The 14538-nt window shown below is 71.2% G+C and carries 15 protein-coding genes; 9 read left to right on the forward strand and 6 right to left on the reverse strand.

Features of this window, described 5'->3' with window-relative positions; translation table 11 throughout:
- Positions 1-92 precede the first annotated feature (92 nt).
- On the forward strand, positions 93-1196 hold the full coding sequence (locus ACIQWR_RS21150; protein ID WP_404012025.1) for an LLM class flavin-dependent oxidoreductase: 1104 nt from the start codon (positions 93-95) through the stop codon (positions 1194-1196).
- Positions 1193-1873, forward strand: coding sequence for a CE1759 family FMN reductase (locus ACIQWR_RS21155; protein WP_404011641.1), 681 nt, complete (start codon positions 1193-1195; stop codon positions 1871-1873). The genes ACIQWR_RS21150 and ACIQWR_RS21155 overlap by 4 nt, the downstream gene beginning before the upstream one ends.
- 36 nt (positions 1874-1909) lie before the next feature.
- Here ACIQWR_RS21155 and ACIQWR_RS21160 read toward each other — a convergent pair whose 3' ends face one another.
- Positions 1910-2737 carry an oxidoreductase gene (locus tag ACIQWR_RS21160; RefSeq protein ID WP_404011643.1) on the reverse strand — a complete coding sequence of 276 codons (828 nt, stop codon included), beginning with the start codon at positions 2735-2737 and terminating at the stop codon, positions 1910-1912.
- A gap of 126 nt (positions 2738-2863) precedes the next feature.
- Between ACIQWR_RS21160 and ACIQWR_RS21165 the strand changes: the two genes are divergently transcribed.
- On the forward strand, positions 2864-3295 hold the full coding sequence (locus ACIQWR_RS21165; protein ID WP_404011646.1) for a MerR family transcriptional regulator: 432 nt from the start codon (positions 2864-2866) through the stop codon (positions 3293-3295).
- A gap of 59 nt (positions 3296-3354) precedes the next feature.
- Here ACIQWR_RS21165 and ACIQWR_RS21170 read toward each other — a convergent pair whose 3' ends face one another.
- Positions 3355-3954: a TetR/AcrR family transcriptional regulator gene (locus tag ACIQWR_RS21170; RefSeq protein WP_404011648.1), complete on the reverse strand. Its 600-nt coding sequence runs from the start codon at positions 3952-3954 to the stop codon at positions 3355-3357.
- Positions 3955-4050: 96 nt separating this feature from the next.
- Here ACIQWR_RS21170 and ACIQWR_RS21175 point away from each other — a divergent pair, with 96 nt between their 5' ends.
- From ACIQWR_RS21175 to ACIQWR_RS21195, 5 genes are all read left to right on the forward strand, one after another.
- On the forward strand, positions 4051-4488 hold the full coding sequence (locus tag ACIQWR_RS21175) for a DoxX family protein (RefSeq protein ID WP_404011651.1): 438 nt from the start codon (positions 4051-4053) through the stop codon (positions 4486-4488).
- Positions 4489-4771: 283 nt separating this feature from the next.
- Positions 4772-4912 (forward strand): hypothetical protein, encoded by a 141-nt coding sequence (locus tag ACIQWR_RS21180; protein ID WP_404011654.1) that lies wholly within the window; start codon positions 4772-4774, stop codon positions 4910-4912.
- Positions 4913-5248: 336 nt separating this feature from the next.
- Complete coding sequence (locus ACIQWR_RS21185; protein ID WP_404011657.1) at positions 5249-6832, forward strand: FG-GAP-like repeat-containing protein; 1584 nt, start codon at positions 5249-5251, stop codon at positions 6830-6832.
- Positions 6833-6919: 87 nt separating this feature from the next.
- Entirely contained in the window at positions 6920-10516 is a 3597-nt protein-coding gene (locus tag ACIQWR_RS21190) for a hypothetical protein (RefSeq protein ID WP_404011659.1), read from the forward strand.
- On the forward strand, positions 10517-11014 hold the full coding sequence (locus tag ACIQWR_RS21195; RefSeq protein WP_404011661.1) for a hypothetical protein: 498 nt from the start codon (positions 10517-10519) through the stop codon (positions 11012-11014).
- 37 nt (positions 11015-11051) lie between these two features.
- On the opposite strand, the gene ACIQWR_RS21200 is transcribed toward ACIQWR_RS21195, so the two are convergent.
- Positions 11052-11726: a DUF4230 domain-containing protein gene (locus tag ACIQWR_RS21200; RefSeq protein ID WP_404011664.1), complete on the reverse strand. Its 675-nt coding sequence runs from the start codon at positions 11724-11726 to the stop codon at positions 11052-11054.
- Between the two features lie 125 nt (positions 11727-11851).
- Between ACIQWR_RS21200 and ACIQWR_RS21205 the strand changes: the two genes are divergently transcribed.
- Entirely contained in the window at positions 11852-12199 is a 348-nt protein-coding gene (locus tag ACIQWR_RS21205; protein WP_404011666.1) for a VOC family protein, read from the forward strand.
- Here the strand turns inward: ACIQWR_RS21205 and ACIQWR_RS21210 are convergent.
- The 3 genes from ACIQWR_RS21210 to ACIQWR_RS21220 all read right to left on the reverse strand — a co-directional run bounded on the left by ACIQWR_RS21210 (position 12177) and on the right by ACIQWR_RS21220 (position 14496).
- Positions 12177-12509 (reverse strand): YkvA family protein, encoded by a 333-nt coding sequence (locus ACIQWR_RS21210; protein WP_404011669.1) that lies wholly within the window; start codon positions 12507-12509, stop codon positions 12177-12179. The two genes, ACIQWR_RS21205 and ACIQWR_RS21210, sit on opposite strands and share 23 nt — an antisense overlap.
- Positions 12510-12577: 68 nt before the next feature.
- Positions 12578-13060 (reverse strand): GNAT family N-acetyltransferase, encoded by a 483-nt coding sequence (locus tag ACIQWR_RS21215; RefSeq protein ID WP_404011671.1) that lies wholly within the window; start codon positions 13058-13060, stop codon positions 12578-12580.
- A gap of 239 nt (positions 13061-13299) precedes the next feature.
- The gene (locus ACIQWR_RS21220; RefSeq protein WP_404011674.1) at positions 13300-14496 is read right to left on the reverse strand and encodes a hypothetical protein; all 1197 of its coding nucleotides are present in this window, start codon (positions 14494-14496) and stop codon (positions 13300-13302) included.
- Between the last annotated feature and the right edge of the window lie 42 nt (positions 14497-14538).

Here is a 14538-nt window from a genome sequence, read left to right on the forward strand (position 1 = left end):
AATACCCCGGGCGGGTCCCTCGTTGGAGCCCATGGTTGAAAATGAAACAATCATGGAGAGGGAGCCAGGAAGTCATGGGAGCCACGGGAGCCATGCAGTTCGGGATCTTCACCGTCGGTGACGTCACGGCCGATCCGACGACCGGACGTGCGCCCAGCGAGCACGAGCGCATCAAGGCCGTGCTCGCCATCGCGCAGAAGGCCGAAGAGGTCGGCCTCGACGTCTTCGCCACCGGCGAGCACCACAATCCGCCGTTCGTCCCCTCCTCGCCGACGACCCTGCTCGGCTACATCGGCGCGCGCACCGAGTCCCTGATCCTGTCCACGTCGACGACGCTGATCACCACCAACGACCCGGTGAAGATCGCCGAGGACTTCGCGATGCTCCAGCACGTCACGGACGGTCGCGTCGACGTGATGATGGGCCGCGGCAACACCGGCCCGGTCTACCCGTGGTTCGGCAAGGACATCCGCGACGGCATCGACCTCGCCATCGAGAACTACGCGCTGCTGCGTCGACTGTGGGACGAGGACGTGGTCACCTGGAAGGGCAAGTTCCGCACCCCGTTGCAGGCCTTCACCTCCACTCCGCGCCCCCTGGACGGCGTGGCGCCCTTCGTGTGGCACGGCTCCATCCGCTCGCCGGAGATCGCCGAGCAGGCCGCCTACTACGGCGACGGCTTCTTCCACAACAACATCTTCTGGCCCATCTCCCACACCCAGCAGATGGTGAGCCTGTACCGGCAGCGCTACGCCCACTACGGGCACGGCACCCCCGAACAGGCCGTCGTCGGACTCGGCGGTCAGGTGTTCATGCGCAAGAACTCGCAGGACGCGGTGCGCGAATTCCGGCCGTACTTCGACAACGCGCCGGTGTACGGTCACGGCCCCTCCCTGGAGGAGTTCACCTCCCAGACGCCGCTGACCGTCGGCTCGCCGCAGCAGGTCATCGAGCGCACCCTGTCCTTCCGGGACTACGCCGGTGACTACCAGCGCCAGCTGTTCCTCATGGACCACGCGGGCCTGCCCCTCAAGACCGTCCTGGAGCAGCTCGACCTGCTCGGCGAGGAAGTCGTACCGGTGTTGCGCAAGGAGTTCGCGAACCTGCGCCCGGCCGGTGTACCGGACGCGCCGACGCACTCCGCCCGCGTGGCGGCGGTCCGGAACGCTCCGGTGACGGACACGGAGGCACGATGAAGCTCGTCGTCGTAACAGCGGGCCTGAGCACCCCCTCCTCGACGCGCCTGCTGGCCGACCGCCTCACGGCGGCGACCGTGGCGCACCTGGACGCCGAGGCCGAAGCGATCGAGCCGATCGAGCTGGTCGAGACGATCGAGCTGAGGGAACTGGCGACGGAGATCGGCCAGCACCTCGTCATGGGGTTCCCGCCCGCGCGACTGGCCGCCGCGCTCGACGCCGTGGCCGCCGCGGACGGCCTGATCGCCGTGACACCGGTCTTCGCCGCCTCCTACAGCGGCCTGTTCAAGTCGTTCTTCGACCTCATCGACAAGGACGCCCTGACCGGGAAACCGGTGCTCCTCGGAGCGACCGGCGGCACGCCCCGGCACTCCCTGGTCACCGAACACGCCCTGCGCCCGCTGTTCACCTATCTGCGCGCCCTCGTCCCGCCGACCGCCGTGTACGCGGCCTCGGAGGACTGGGGCGACGCGGGGCTGGACCACCGCATCGCCCGGGCGGGCGCGGAACTGGCCCGCTTCATGGCCGCCGCCGCACCCTCCGCCGCCTCTGTCCCCGTTGTCCCCGCCGCGAGCGCTCCCCGCTCGCTGACCGGATCGATCACCTCGGTGCACCCGGCCGACGGCTTCAAGGTGATCCCGTTCGAAGAGCGCCTGGCCGCGCTACGGCCCGAGTAGGGGAGTCGCTCGACCTCGTCCGCCGGGTACGGCCGCTCAGACCCCGGTGGAGAGTGCCACATGGCGCCACTGGTCGAGTTCGCTCCGCACCAGATCCAGCTTCGCCTCGACGCGCTCGACCGCGTCCGCACCCAGTTGCAGGCGCAGCGGAGGCTCGGCGACCTCGGTGATGTCGACGATGGCCTTCGCCGCCTTCACCGGATCGCCCGGCTGGTGGCCGTCGTTCTTGGCCAGCGCCTCGCGCACCGGCCCGGCGCCGGCGACGTAGTCGGGTATGGAGGCCGGTTCGACCCGCATGCTGGAGCTGCTGAGGAACTCGGTGCGAAACCCGCCCGGCTCCACGATCGTGACGCGGACGTCGAGCGGCGCCAACTCGCCGTGCAGCGCCTCGGAGACGCCCTCGAGAGCGAACTTCGACGCGCCGTACAAGCCCACCGCCGGGGCGGTGGCGAAGCCGCCCACGGAGCCGATGTTCAGGACGTGCCCGGAGCGCTGCGCGCGCAACGTCGGCAGGGTCGCCCGCAGGGTGTTGAGCACGCCGAAGACGTTGACGTCGAACAGTGCCCGGGCGGCCTCGTCGGAGATCTCCTCGATCGCGCCGATGAGGCCGTAACCGGCGTTGTTGGCCACGACGTCGATCCGGCCGAACCTCGCCAGGCCGGCCTCCACCGCTGCCGCCAGCTGCTCGGGCTCGGTGACGTCCGCGTCCACCGCCAGCAGTCCCGCACGCCCTTGTGGGTACGCCCGGCGCACCGCGGAGGCGTCCCTCGCCGTGGCGATCACGCTGTGCCCCCGCTCCAGCGCCTCCCGGGTGATCTCGGCGCCGAGCCCACGCGATGCCCCGGTGACGAACCAAACGCTCATGTTCTCCCCTGTTCCACTGTTCCGCTGTTCCACCGCGCCGCCGTTCTCATGACCCGACGGGCTGATGACCAGACGCTAGAACCTAGAGTCGGGTCTAGATCAACAGCAGGTGAGGAGGGGACGCTCATGGACCTGAGCATCGGTGAGGTGGCGCAGCGCAGTGGACTGAGCGTGCACGCGCTGCGGTTCTACGAGCGGGAGGGCCTGTTCGCCAACCCCGTGCGCCGCCTGTCCAACGGCCGCCGGGTCTACCACGAGGAAGATGTGGAGTGGCTGGCCATCTGTACGAAGCTGCGCTCTTCCGGCATGTCCCTCGCGGTGATCCGGCAGTACATCGAGCTGGCCCGTCAGGGCCCGGGCAACGAACACGAACGCCTCCAGCTGCTGCGCCTCCACGAGGCCCACGTGGAGGAGCGGATCCGCGAACTGCAGGGCGCCCTGGACGTGATGCGGTACAAGGTGCGCGTCTACGAGGAGCACCTGGCCCGCGGTGAAGCCGACCGGCTCTGGAATCCGTCCTCCTCGGACGCCGCACACGACGACCCAGCCGATCGGTAGGGCGGATGGCTCCGCAGGTGCGGCACGGAACTCCGGCCGCACCCGCGGAGCGGCTCGCTTCACCGCACGAGGAGCCTGGTGACCTGCCGCGCCACGCCCTCCAGGTCCGCGTCCGGCGGTAGCGGGAGCGTGCCGCTGAGCTGCAGCGCCGTGAATCCGTGGACCAGCGACCAGGCCGCCAACGTCGCGATCTGAGGGTCCCCGTCTTCGGCGCGGGCGGCCAGGAGGGCTGCGCCGCGGCGCAGTGACTCGCCCGCGCGGGCCCGGGCGGCGACCAGGTCGGCGGAGTCCGCGTGGCACAGTCCGGGTTGGAACATCACCTCGAAGTGCCCGCGATGGGTCAGCCCGAACCGTACGTAGGCGACGCCGACCTCGGCGAAGTCGCCCGTCCGTTCCCAGGTGGCGTCGAGCGCGTCGGCGAAGAGGTCGAACCCTTCGACGGCCACTTCGGTGAGCAGGCCGGCCTTGTCGCCGAAGTGGTGGGCGGGCGCGGCATGGGAGACCCCGGCCCGTCGGGCGAGGTCGCGCAAGCTCACCGCGGAGGCGCCGGTTTCCTCGATGGCCTCGACGGCAGCGGCCAGGAGCGCGCGGCGGAGGTCGCCGTGGTGGTAGCTCTGACGGTCTGCGGCGGGGCGGGACGCGGAGGAGGGGGGTGTCATGGGATCAGCCTACCTGGATCTAGGCATTGACAGGATTGATGTGATGAGTGAATCTTTCCAGTGTCAAGTTCTGGGAACTCGAAGGGTGAACACGCAATGGCTCCCGTGATCGTGCTCGTCGTCGGTTGGATCCTGGCCCGCCTCGCGGGACTGCTCGGCCTCTCCGTTCTGGACGGCTGGCAGCCCGCGTTGTGCGTCGCGTTGGCATTGATGTTCACGCTCACCGGCGTTGCCCACTTCACGGGGCGCCGAGCCGAGATGATCGCGATGGTCCCGCCCGCGCTGCCCCGGGCGGACCTGCTGGTGACGGCCACGGGGCTGCTCGAACTGGCAGGCGCCGGAGGCTTGTTGCTTCCCGTGACGCGCCCCTTGGCCGCGATCGGGCTCACGGTCATGCTGCTGGCGATGTTCCCCGCCAACGTCCACGCCGCCCGGTCCGGGCTCACGCTCGACGGGAAGCCCGTCATGCCACTGGTGCCGCGCACCATCCTCCAGGTGGTCTTCGTGTCGGCGTGCGTCCTCGCCGCGCTCTGACCACCGAGCACCGCGCACCGAGCACCGCCCTGATACCCCGAACCACCCGGAGACCGGCAGCGGTTGCGCACAAGCGGCCGCTGCCGCTTCCGTCCACGCCGGAGCCCTTCCACCCGTGTTGACCTGCGGCGAAAGTAGTTCTTGCCCGACGGACACAGGTCCGGAAGGGACTCGGACCGGAAAGCGCCGCCGCGGGACGCGACCGGGTCGGGGCACCAGGGCAGCACCAGCACGCCAGGGCGACTTGCCGACAGACAGCACTCAAGAACGGAAGGCCTTCGTGATGCGCATGCGCAGCGCCCAGGACACCGCGGTCCTCACGCTCTTCCTCATCGCCCCGCACCCCGCTGCCGGATCGGCGCCCGTGGTGCCCGCCGGGTCCGTTCCGCCACCGGCGGTGCCGGACGCCATGGGCCGGCGGTAGCTGCGACCCGGAGCCGGGCGCGGCGAGGCTCCGCCCGTACCGACCACCGGTCGACTCCGCAGCCCGGGGACTCGTAACCCCTCCGCGCAACGGGCCGGGCACCAAGAGCAGCCACGGCGGCAGGAAGCCACCCGGACGAGCCGTTCCGTTCCAGCAGGGGCCGCGCCCGCAGGTCCGGTGACTGGCCTGCCGAAGTCGTGCCGCCGCATCCCCGGCCGCACGACTTCCCCAGAGGTCTTTCCAAGGGCCTTCCCCGCGGGCCGTTCCCACAGCCCTTCCCACGCCCCGTACGCCGCGCCCTCAGGCCGGCCACGCGACATTCTTCTCCGCGAGCTGATGAGGGCTGCCCACGAGCCCGACCGCCGCGGGACCACCGCCTACTTCGTACCACCCACCCATCTGGAGTTCTCGATGACCCGCTTCCTGCGCCGTTCGTCCGCCACCGCCCTGCTCGCCGCGGGCCTCGCCTCCGTCGTGCTGACCAGCACGATCCCGGCGCAGGCAGCACAGGCCCCCGCGGTGCCGGCCGCCTCGCGGACCACCAAGGCCGACACGGGCACCATCACGCCGTTCACGCCGACCGTGCCCAACCCGACCACCGCCACGAAGGCGGAGCTCGCGGCGGCCGCCGCCAAGACCGCGAAGCCCGGCCAGATGTTCCTGGCCCCACAGGCGCAGGCCGCCGCCGCCGACTCCAGCGCCGGCGGTCGGATCAGCCGCACGGAGGTCATAGCGCGCGCCAAGACCTGGGCCGACGCCGGGGTTCCGTACAGCATGACGAGCTACCGCTCGGACGCCAACGGGCGCTACCGCACCGACTGCTCTGGCTTCGTCTCCATGGCCTGGAACCTCGCGTCGTCCTCGGCCAACAACTGGGGCGAGACGACGGGGAGCCTGTTGGACTTCACGTCCTCCATCGCCAAGGAGTCCCTGAAGCCCGGTGACATCCTGCTCAACCCCGCCTCGGGGGCACTCGGCCACGTCGTCGTCTTCAACGGCTGGGCCAACGCTGAACACACCCGGTACGACGCCTACGAGGAGGCCGGCAGCACCGGCGCGGTGCACCACGAGATTCCGTACCCGTACTACTCCGGGCACGGCACCTTCAGCCCCCGCCGCTACGACAACATCACCGACGCCGGGAACGGCGACCTGACGGGTGATGGGAAGGCCGACCTGGTGGCGCTCGAGGCGGACGGCTCGATCACGGCCGCTGACGGTACGGGGAACGGGTTCACCAACTACCACAAGATTGCGAGTGGTTTCGGTCTGCATGTGAATGCGGACCGGTTGAACTACGTGGACGCGGACGGTGATGGGAAGGCGGACCTGATCGGTCTGGAGACGAACGGGTCGCTCACCTTGGCCAAGGGCACGGGGAGTGGTTTCACCGACTACCACACGATTTCCAGCGGGTATGGGGAGTACGTGAACAACAGTCGGCTGAAGTTCGGTGACATCACCGGTGACGGTAAGGCCGATGCGTTGGCGGTGGAGAGCGATGGGTCGCTGACCCTGGCGGTCGGTATGGGCAACGGTTTCACCAACTTCCACAAGGTCGCGACCGGTTTCGGCGAGTACGTCACCGGTAGTCGGCTGAAGCTCGCCGACATCACGGGTGACGGCAAGGCCGACCTGATCGCCTTGGAGAACAACGGGTCGCTGACCCTGGCCGTCAGCAACGGTGACGGGTTCTCGAACTACCACACGATCTCCAGTGGTTACGGGGACTTCGTCAGCAACGACCGGCTGCGTTTCGGTGACGTCACCGGGGACGGCAGGGCCGACATCCTCGCGGTCGAGCCCGACGGCAGCCTCACCCTCGGCACCGGTACCGGCGACGGTTTCAAGGACTTCCGCAAGGTCGCGACCGGCTTCGGCACCTACGTCAACGACCACCGCCTCCAGCTCGCCGGCTGACCCCTCCCGCGGGTCCCGCCGCAACTCCGCGGCGGGACTCGGGCCGTTAGGCGGCGTCACGGGATGCGGACCCTTCCTTCGCGGAGAGTGAGCACGTACCGTGAACGGGTGCGATGCAGCCGTTGTGGGGCGGAGATCGATACCGGAAGCCTGCTGCTGATACGCGACCACGAAGTCGCGAAGACGGTCCGACTGTTGCGCGGGGAGCTGGACTTCCTGCGCTGCCCGACGGGATGCCACACGACCGTACCCGCCAAGGTCTTCTATTGGGCGTCCACCGAGCGGAGCCTGATCCGCTCTCCCGAGTCGTCCGAGATCGCCACGCCCGACGCCCTGCGTGCGGCGCTGCGCGAGCGGATCCAAGGGATCCGGAGCAAGGATCAGGATCAGAGCGAGGACCAGGACCAGGACCAGGAGCCGTACCGGGAGTGGGTGCAGGAACTGGCGCAGGGTCAGGGCCAGGGTCAGGACCGGGGGCGGCAGGGGGAGAGCCTCCTCGCCGATTCGCCCGCCCACTTCAAGCACCTGGTCGGCGCACTGCTGCGGCTCCGGATCGAGGCGGTGCTCGGGTGGTTCACCGAGGCGGAGTACGCGGAGCTCGACCGGCGCTGGCGGGAGCTGACCGGGGCGGTGTACTCCGCGCTGGCGGTCGCTGCGGCCGGGGCGCTGCCGAAGGTCAGGGTCGACCCGGATGAGGGGGTCGCCGTCCTGGGCTCCTGTCAGGCGCGGACGTGGCAGAACCTCTGCGCGGCGTGGGCCCTACGGGCGCGCGGGCTGCCGAGGACCTTCGAGGAGGACCTGCGTACGTACGTGGACGGGTCACCGCCCATCGGTGACGCGCTCGGCCAGTTCTCCGCCGCCGTCGCCCGCATCGCGCGGACCGGGGCCAAGGGCGAGCGCGAGTGGTTCTACTGCGCCCGGGCCGTCGAGGCCGTCCTCCACCACAGGGCCGGCCAGTCGAACCCGGCCTCCCTCGACTGGGCGATGGAGTACATGAGCCTGGAAGTGCGGGTGCGGCGGGCCTGGATCGGTACGTCGTTCAGCGAACGGCTGCGGCTGAGCGAGGAACACCTGCGGCCCACCGTGTCGGCCTTCGACCTCGGCCGCCTCATCGAGCTGGAGAAGGGGCTCCGCATCGACGCGTTCCAGCGGCGGCCGCGCCGGGTCGCCAGGAAGTGGAACAAGACGGAGGAGCGCATCCAGCGGGCGGCGGTCAGGGCGGGTCACCCGAACCTCGCCGCACGGCTCGCCGACCACATCGCCATCCGTTTCCCCGAGAACGAGGTCGGCGTCGCCCTGGCCGGCATGATCGACGGACTCGGGGTCGGGTCCCTCGGCATGGTGCGCTCCCAGATCTACTCGGGACTGGCGCACCACGGCACGGACGCGGACTTCGATCTGGTCCACGCGGCTCTGGAACGCAAGACCGGGTCGTTGAACGCCACGGTGCTCATGGGCGAGGCGCTGATCACGGCGCGGAACGCGGCGGGCGCCCTGCGCATGCTGGAGCGCGTACAGGACCTCGAACCGGCACAGGACTTCCGCCGATCGGACCTGTCCGACGTCCGCGCCCTCGCGCTGACCCTCACCGGCCGCACCGAGGAAGCGCTCGCGGAGATCGGCGACCAGGACGCCTGGTTCACACCCGATCGATGGCTCACCGCGGTCCACCCGTTCCCGCACAAGCACGTGACCACCACCGCCGTCGTGCTCCGCGAACGCGGTCGGGTCGACCAGGCCCTGGCCCTCCTGGAACCGCAGTGGGCGAAGCTGCGGCCGAGCCTGCGCCCGTACGTCGCCGTGGAGCTGGCGCCGGCCTACTTCACCACCGGCCGGTTCGGCGACGCCGTGACCCTGCTGAGGCAAGCACTGGTCCACGCGCTCGAATTCTCCTCCCTCGTCACCCCGATCGTCCGGGCGCAGCTCCAGTACGCGCTCCTGCGTGACGACGAGGAACCCGAGGAAGAGTTGTGGGCCCTGCCGCTGCACTCGCTGGACATCCGCGGACCGGGAGAGGTCACGAACCTCGGAGCCGTCCCGTACAACCCCGTCGCGGACCTCTATGCCGCCATGGCCCGGCTGGAGGAGCTGCGACGCGGAGCCCCAGGGGCCGGAACCCTCGACGGGCTGGCGGACCTGCGCGCGCGGGCGGCCGCCCGCGGCGACTGCTTCGTGCACCTCCAGGCCACCCGGGTGGAGGCCCTCGTCGAGGAGATCCGCGGCGGCGCCCCCGACGCGCGGGCCCCCGACTGGGAAGCCCTCGAACGGCTGGCCGTGGAACAGTACGGGGTCGATCCGCCGGTCGAGTGCTTCGTGCGCCCCGCCGTCGCCGCGGTCTCGGCCGGCGCGCACCAGGACGCCCTCGGGCTCGTACGGAAGGCCGACCGGCTCGTCGGCCGGGCGATGGAGGGGTTCTCCGACTTCGAGCAGGCCGCGGGCGTGGAGGTGGCGTACCCCGGTGACCTGCGGGCGATCCAGGGAGCGCTCCTGGACGGCGAGGGATGCGGAGAACTGCAGCGGACGGTGGAGGAGCTGTGGCGGGACCCGGCGCGGCGGATGCTCACCTCGGGTGCCTCGGGTGCCCCCAGTGGCTCCGAGGCCCGTGGCAGGTTCGCCGACGACCGGGCGCTCGCCGCTTTCTGCGACCGGACGGGGCTCGCCCGCACCGCCGTCCTCGAACAGGTCGAGCACGGCCCCGACCGGCGGTCGCTGGTCCTGACGCTCATCGAGGCCGGACGGACTCCGGTCACGGAGGTCGTCATGACCCTGGACGATCTCGGTCCGCTCGCCGCCCGGCTCGGCACCCGCATCGCCAACTGGACCCCGAGCCGTCCAGGCGACCCCCTCGACGTCCCGCAGTGGCGGACGTTCACCAGCACGCTCCACGCCGTGCTCCGCGAACGGCTCGGCGCCGCCGACCACGTCGTCGTCATCGAGTCGCCGCAGTTGTACCGGCTGCCGTGGCACCTCGCCCTCGGGCCCTCCTGGACGTGCTCCTACGCGCCGAGCTGGGGATCGCTCATGCTGCGGCCGGACGCCGCGGTCGCACGCCCGGCCGTCGGTACGGTGCGCGCGCCCCGCTTCGGCGAATCCCGGGCCGTCGAAGCGGCCCTGACGGCGTCCCTGGTCGCGAGCCGGGCGGAGGCCGCCGCAGCCGAGCTCGCCTTCGCCTCTGCGGACGGGGAGCAGGCGGACGCCGCCGCGCTCGTCCGCATCCTCGAAGGCTCCGACCTCTGCACACTGCTCTGCCACGGCCTGGTCGACACCGGCAGCGCCTCGGTGTCGCTCCTGCTCTCGTCCGAGGGGCGGCTCCCGCCCGGTGATTCCCTGGCCGCCGCCCGTTCCGACCCCGCCCACCGGTTCGACTGGCGGTCCGCGACGGCCGTTGCCCGCTCGCCCTCCGCGATCTTCTCCGCAGCCTGCTCAAGCGGGCTCAACCACACCCGCGGCGGTCAGCAGGTCGGCCTGTTCAGCACGCTCCGCCACCGCGGCCTGCGCACCCTGGTCGCACCGCGCTGGGACATCCTCGCCGAGCAGGTGCTGCCGGTCCTCGACCGTTGCCGCGCCCTCGTGCTGACCGGCAGCCCACCGGGCGTCGCCCTGCGCACGTCCTGTCTGGAAGCGGAACGGTCCGGCGTGCCCGGCTGGATCGCTTGGTCGATGGCTCTGGAAGGTGACTGGTAGATGACTCGGACCTTGACGTCGGCGTTGTCGGAGCGGGAGGTGGACCCCGACACCGTCCACCACACCCTGCGCTACTACCTCAGCGAACGGCTGGACGACCCGACCACGGAAGAGATGCGCGCCGAACTCGCCCGGGGATGGGGCCCGGACTTCGCGGCCGACCTGGAGCGGCTCACCGCCGACCCGCTGCTCCTGGAGAACGCCGCGCTCCTCGTCCTGTCGGGCGCCTGGGACGAGCCGGACCAGGCCGAGCGGATCCTCCGGATCGCCGCCGACGCCAAGGCCAAACTCCCCGTCATCGAGATCGGGATCATCAGCGTCGCCGCCATGTACGGCCTCTACCTGCTGCGCACCGGCGGCATCAGGCGCAGCCAGCGCACCACCATCCGGCGCGGGGACGGCACGTTCGAGGAGCGGGAAACGGTCGACTACGCCGACCCGCTCGGCCCGATCGCCGCGCTCACGCGCTTCCTCGGCCGCGTGCAGCCGCCACCGTAGTGCGGTTCTTTCCGCACCCGCACGCCCCCCGCTCGCGTCAGGCGAAGGTGACCGTGACCGAGGTGAAGCCCAGGGAGTGCAGCATTCCTTCGAGCACCGCGGCCGTGTTGCGTTCGGCGCGCTGCTCCAGCCCGCTCGCCTTGGCCGCCTCGCCGATGCGCTGCACGGCGACCTTCTGCACCGCCTGTTCGCCCGAAGGATTGTCCGAGAAGAAGTCGCCGAGCCGGTCGAGCAGGCCGCGTTGCTTGGAGACCGCGTACGAACGCGCCGGGTCCAGCGCCGCGGCGCCCAACTTGGCGTGCGGCAGCCGCAGCGAGGCCGAGGTCCGGTCCGCGTCGACCGTGACGGCCTGCTGGCCCAGCCCGCCCATTTCGACGTACGCCGACACGGAGCCCGCGCCGACGTACAGGGTGCGGGTGCCGCGGATGCCGTCGGGGAGGAACGGGGCGTCGTGTTCCAGGTCCACCACGACCTGGTAGTCGCCCGCCGCGCCCTCGAACCGGCTCAGGTCGCGCAGGGACTTGAGCACGGCCGGTCCGGTCCGGTCGTGGGTGCGCGAGCCGAAGAGGTCTCCCAGGCCCGGCACGGGGAGGAAGCGCAAGACGAGGACCAGCAGTGCGGCCGTCACGACGACGGTGACGGTGATCCGGCCGACCGTGCGGGCCGTGCGGGACCGGCGTTCCGGGGCGACGTGCGTCTCCTTGGTGTCCATGCTCACCGGATTCCCCGTCGATCCATGGTCACGCGCGCGGCGCGGGGAGTCCTGTAGTTGCTGTAGTACTCCTTAGTACTCCTTGACGCCGTCGAAGCACCTCCTGCACCCACGTGGAGTCAGTGATGTCCGTACGCCGTGTCGTGCCCAACATCCGGTCGGAAGCCGCCGAGGAGAGCCGGGAGTTCTACGGTCTCCTGGGGTTCGAGGAGGTCATGAACCACGGCTGGATCATGACGCTCGCCCCGCCGTCCGCTCCGGCCGCGCAAGTCAGCTTCATGGCCGCCGACCGCACCGCCCCCGTCACCCCGGACATGAGCATCGAAGTGGACGACGTGGACGCGGCCTACGCGGTCATGCGGGGGAGCGGAGCGGAGATCGTCCACCCCCTGCAGGACGAGGAGTGGGGGGTGCGGCGGTTCTTCGTCCGGGACCCCAACGGTCGCGTGGTCAACGTACTCGGCCACCTTTGAGGTGACCGACCGGGGCCGGATCCACCGGCGGGCGCGGTCCGCCGGGGATCCGCGCCGCCGCCGCGTGCAGGGAGCGCAGGGCGAGCAGCAGCACCCCGATGTCGTCCAGGTACACCGGGTCCGGGATCAGGTCCACGGGCGAGATCGTGTACACGACGGCGACCCAGAACAGCGCCTTGTCGCGCAGCGGGATCCCGGCGTCGAGCAGCAGCCGCCGCGCCGCGAAGACGCGCACCAGCAACACGGCGGCGCCGACCGCGAGTCCGGCGGCGACCACGGCGGCCAGGATGAGCCAGGCTTTTGTGTCCATGGCACCCGTATACCCGATCCGCCCCGGTCCTCCCCCCCGCCCCCGTCCGTCAGCCGGTGCGCGCGTGGTCAGCGGGGCGTGGCCGTGTCGGTCGCCGGTGCGGTCGGGGCCATGTCGTACGTCACCCACATCGTGCGGGTGGCCACCTGGTCGTACTTGGACCGGGCCCGGTGGTTGTCGTCGGCGGTGATCCAGCGCACCACGCTCCAGCCCTTGTCCGCGGCCATCGCGCGCAGGGCGTCGAGCAGCAGGTCGGCCGCTCCCGAACCGCGGTGCTCGGGTGCGACGAACAGGTCGTCGAGGAAGCAGCCGACGGTGGCTGAGAGCGGCCGGGCGAACGGACGGTAGTGGGCGAGCCCGACGAGCTGCCCCGCGGCGTCCTCGGCCACCAGGGCACCGACCTCGTGCGCGGGATCGTTCACCCACGCCCAGACGGTCGCGGCGGCGGCCTCCGTCTGCTCCACCGCGTAGAAGTCGGCGTAACCGCGGTAGAGGGCGCGCCACTGGGCGAAGTCCCCGGGCCGGGGCGCACGGACGGTGGTGTCGGGCATGGTGGGGAACTCCTGTACGTGGAGGCGGTTGGCGGGCGGCGGACGGCGGACGGACTCGCCTTACGGCCCTGGTCTTGGTGCCGGTCCTGGTACTGGTACGAGGACCGGTCCTCGATCATGGCGCGACGCGACCGCCGAGGCACGCACCGCCCTGTCGAAGTACGGACGCCCGGGCCGCCACCATGGACGGGACGCCCTCCGCGCCGGAGCGTGTACGGCCGCGGCCCCACCACCCCTTCCTACGGCTGACGTGGGATCAGGGCCCGGAACCGGGCCGCCGCCCGCTCGGTCACGGCCTCCACGTACGGCACGTAGGCGTCGGGGTCCGCGTGGTCGGCCATCGGGAAGGTCACGGGACGGCTGTGCCCGGGGGCGTCGAAAGCGACGATCTCGTGGTGGATCAGCAGCTCGGCGAACCGTTCGGGGTCCCTCGTGGACCAGCTGTAGCGGTAGCCGTAGCCCCCCGGAGGGATCTTCGACCGGCTCTCCGTCGCGAAGCCGTACGCGGCGGATCGGGCCGCGACGAAGATCTGGTCGGCGGGCAGGTGCAGCCGGTAGAGCCACCTGTTCGCGTCGACGGACCCCGGCGGCACGTCCGGTGGGGTCCTGAGCCGCCCGGTGTCGGGCAGGTCCGACCAGTCGAAGTGGATCCACCACCCACGGAGCACCTCGCTGGGATTGCCCCTGATGGTTTCGATGCCGGGCCTCCCCGCGGCCTCCAGCGCCGAGGCCGCCTCGGCGATCGCCCCGAGGACCCGCCGCAGGGCCAGTGCCTCCGCCTGCCGGTTGCGCACCGAGGCGCGCACACCCGCCCACCACGCGGCGGGGTCGCCCACGGCCGCCCGTACGTCCTCGGGCCAGTTCGCGGGACCGTCCCCCCGGGCCGCCATCTCGCGGGGGGTGAGACCGCCGGCCAGGGGACGGTCGGCGACGGTTTGTCGGGCTTCCCACTGCCTGAACCGGAGCACGACCTCCCGCCACCGCCGCTCCTTCTCCTGGTACGCCCGTCGGGTGACGTCGCGCGCGTGGGCCTCCTGAGCGGCCAGGCGCACCTCGATGACGTCCCGGACCGGTTGGTAGACGGCCGCCGCGGCCCGCACCTGCGCCAGGAAGTCCGCTCGGGAGTCGTCGTACCTCGCCCGCGCCCGTCGACGCGTCACCACGGAGTCCCATCTCCGGATACGGCGCTCCGCCCGCCCCAGCAGGCGTTCCGCCTCGGCGATCCGCCGCACGAGCGCGGCGGCGGCCGCGGTCCAGCACTCGACCTCCTCGGGAGTACCGCCCAGGTCGACCTGTCGGGGCGGCCAGGTCCGCCAAGACCCGAGCGCGCGCGTGACGTCGTCCGCGGGCCGGTCCGGCTCGCGGGGGAAGAGGTACACCGTGACGTCGAGCTCCTCACCGAGCCGACCGCCCGCGTACGGGATCCGTAGGGCCATTCCCCCACCATGGCAGGTTCGGTGGCGCCGGTGGCCGTTCGC

The organism is Streptomyces sp. NPDC098789 (genome assembly GCF_044759975.1).
Classification (GTDB): domain Bacteria; phylum Actinomycetota; class Actinomycetes; order Streptomycetales; family Streptomycetaceae; genus Streptomyces.

Bases quoted from the DNA above. Each gene is read 5' to 3' on its own strand.
- ACIQWR_RS21170 (WP_404011648.1), bottom strand. From the start codon at position 3,954: ATGACACCCCCCTCCTCCGCGTCCCGCCCCGCCGCAGACCGTCAGAGC.
- ACIQWR_RS21205 (WP_404011666.1), top strand. From the start codon at position 11,852: ATGTCCGTACGCCGTGTCGTGCCCAACATCCGGTCGGAAGCCGCCGAG.
- ACIQWR_RS21185 (WP_404011657.1), top strand. From the start codon at position 5,249: ATGAGGGCTGCCCACGAGCCCGACCGCCGCGGGACCACCGCCTACTTC.
- ACIQWR_RS21200 (WP_404011664.1), bottom strand. From the start codon at position 11,726: ATGGACACCAAGGAGACGCACGTCGCCCCGGAACGCCGGTCCCGCACG.
- ACIQWR_RS21215 (WP_404011671.1), bottom strand. From the start codon at position 13,060: ATGCCCGACACCACCGTCCGTGCGCCCCGGCCCGGGGACTTCGCCCAG.
- ACIQWR_RS21210 (WP_404011669.1), bottom strand. From the start codon at position 12,509: ATGGACACAAAAGCCTGGCTCATCCTGGCCGCCGTGGTCGCCGCCGGA.
- ACIQWR_RS21155 (WP_404011641.1), top strand. From the start codon at position 1,193: ATGAAGCTCGTCGTCGTAACAGCGGGCCTGAGCACCCCCTCCTCGACG.
- ACIQWR_RS21220 (WP_404011674.1), bottom strand. From the start codon at position 14,496: ATGGCCCTACGGATCCCGTACGCGGGCGGTCGGCTCGGTGAGGAGCTC.
- ACIQWR_RS21180 (WP_404011654.1), top strand. From the start codon at position 4,772: ATGCGCATGCGCAGCGCCCAGGACACCGCGGTCCTCACGCTCTTCCTC.
- ACIQWR_RS21160 (WP_404011643.1), bottom strand. From the start codon at position 2,737: ATGAGCGTTTGGTTCGTCACCGGGGCATCGCGTGGGCTCGGCGCCGAG.
- ACIQWR_RS21165 (WP_404011646.1), top strand. From the start codon at position 2,864: ATGGACCTGAGCATCGGTGAGGTGGCGCAGCGCAGTGGACTGAGCGTG.
- ACIQWR_RS21150 (WP_404012025.1), top strand. From the start codon at position 93: ATGCAGTTCGGGATCTTCACCGTCGGTGACGTCACGGCCGATCCGACG.
- ACIQWR_RS21195 (WP_404011661.1), top strand. From the start codon at position 10,517: ATGACTCGGACCTTGACGTCGGCGTTGTCGGAGCGGGAGGTGGACCCC.
- ACIQWR_RS21175 (WP_404011651.1), top strand. From the start codon at position 4,051: ATGGCTCCCGTGATCGTGCTCGTCGTCGGTTGGATCCTGGCCCGCCTC.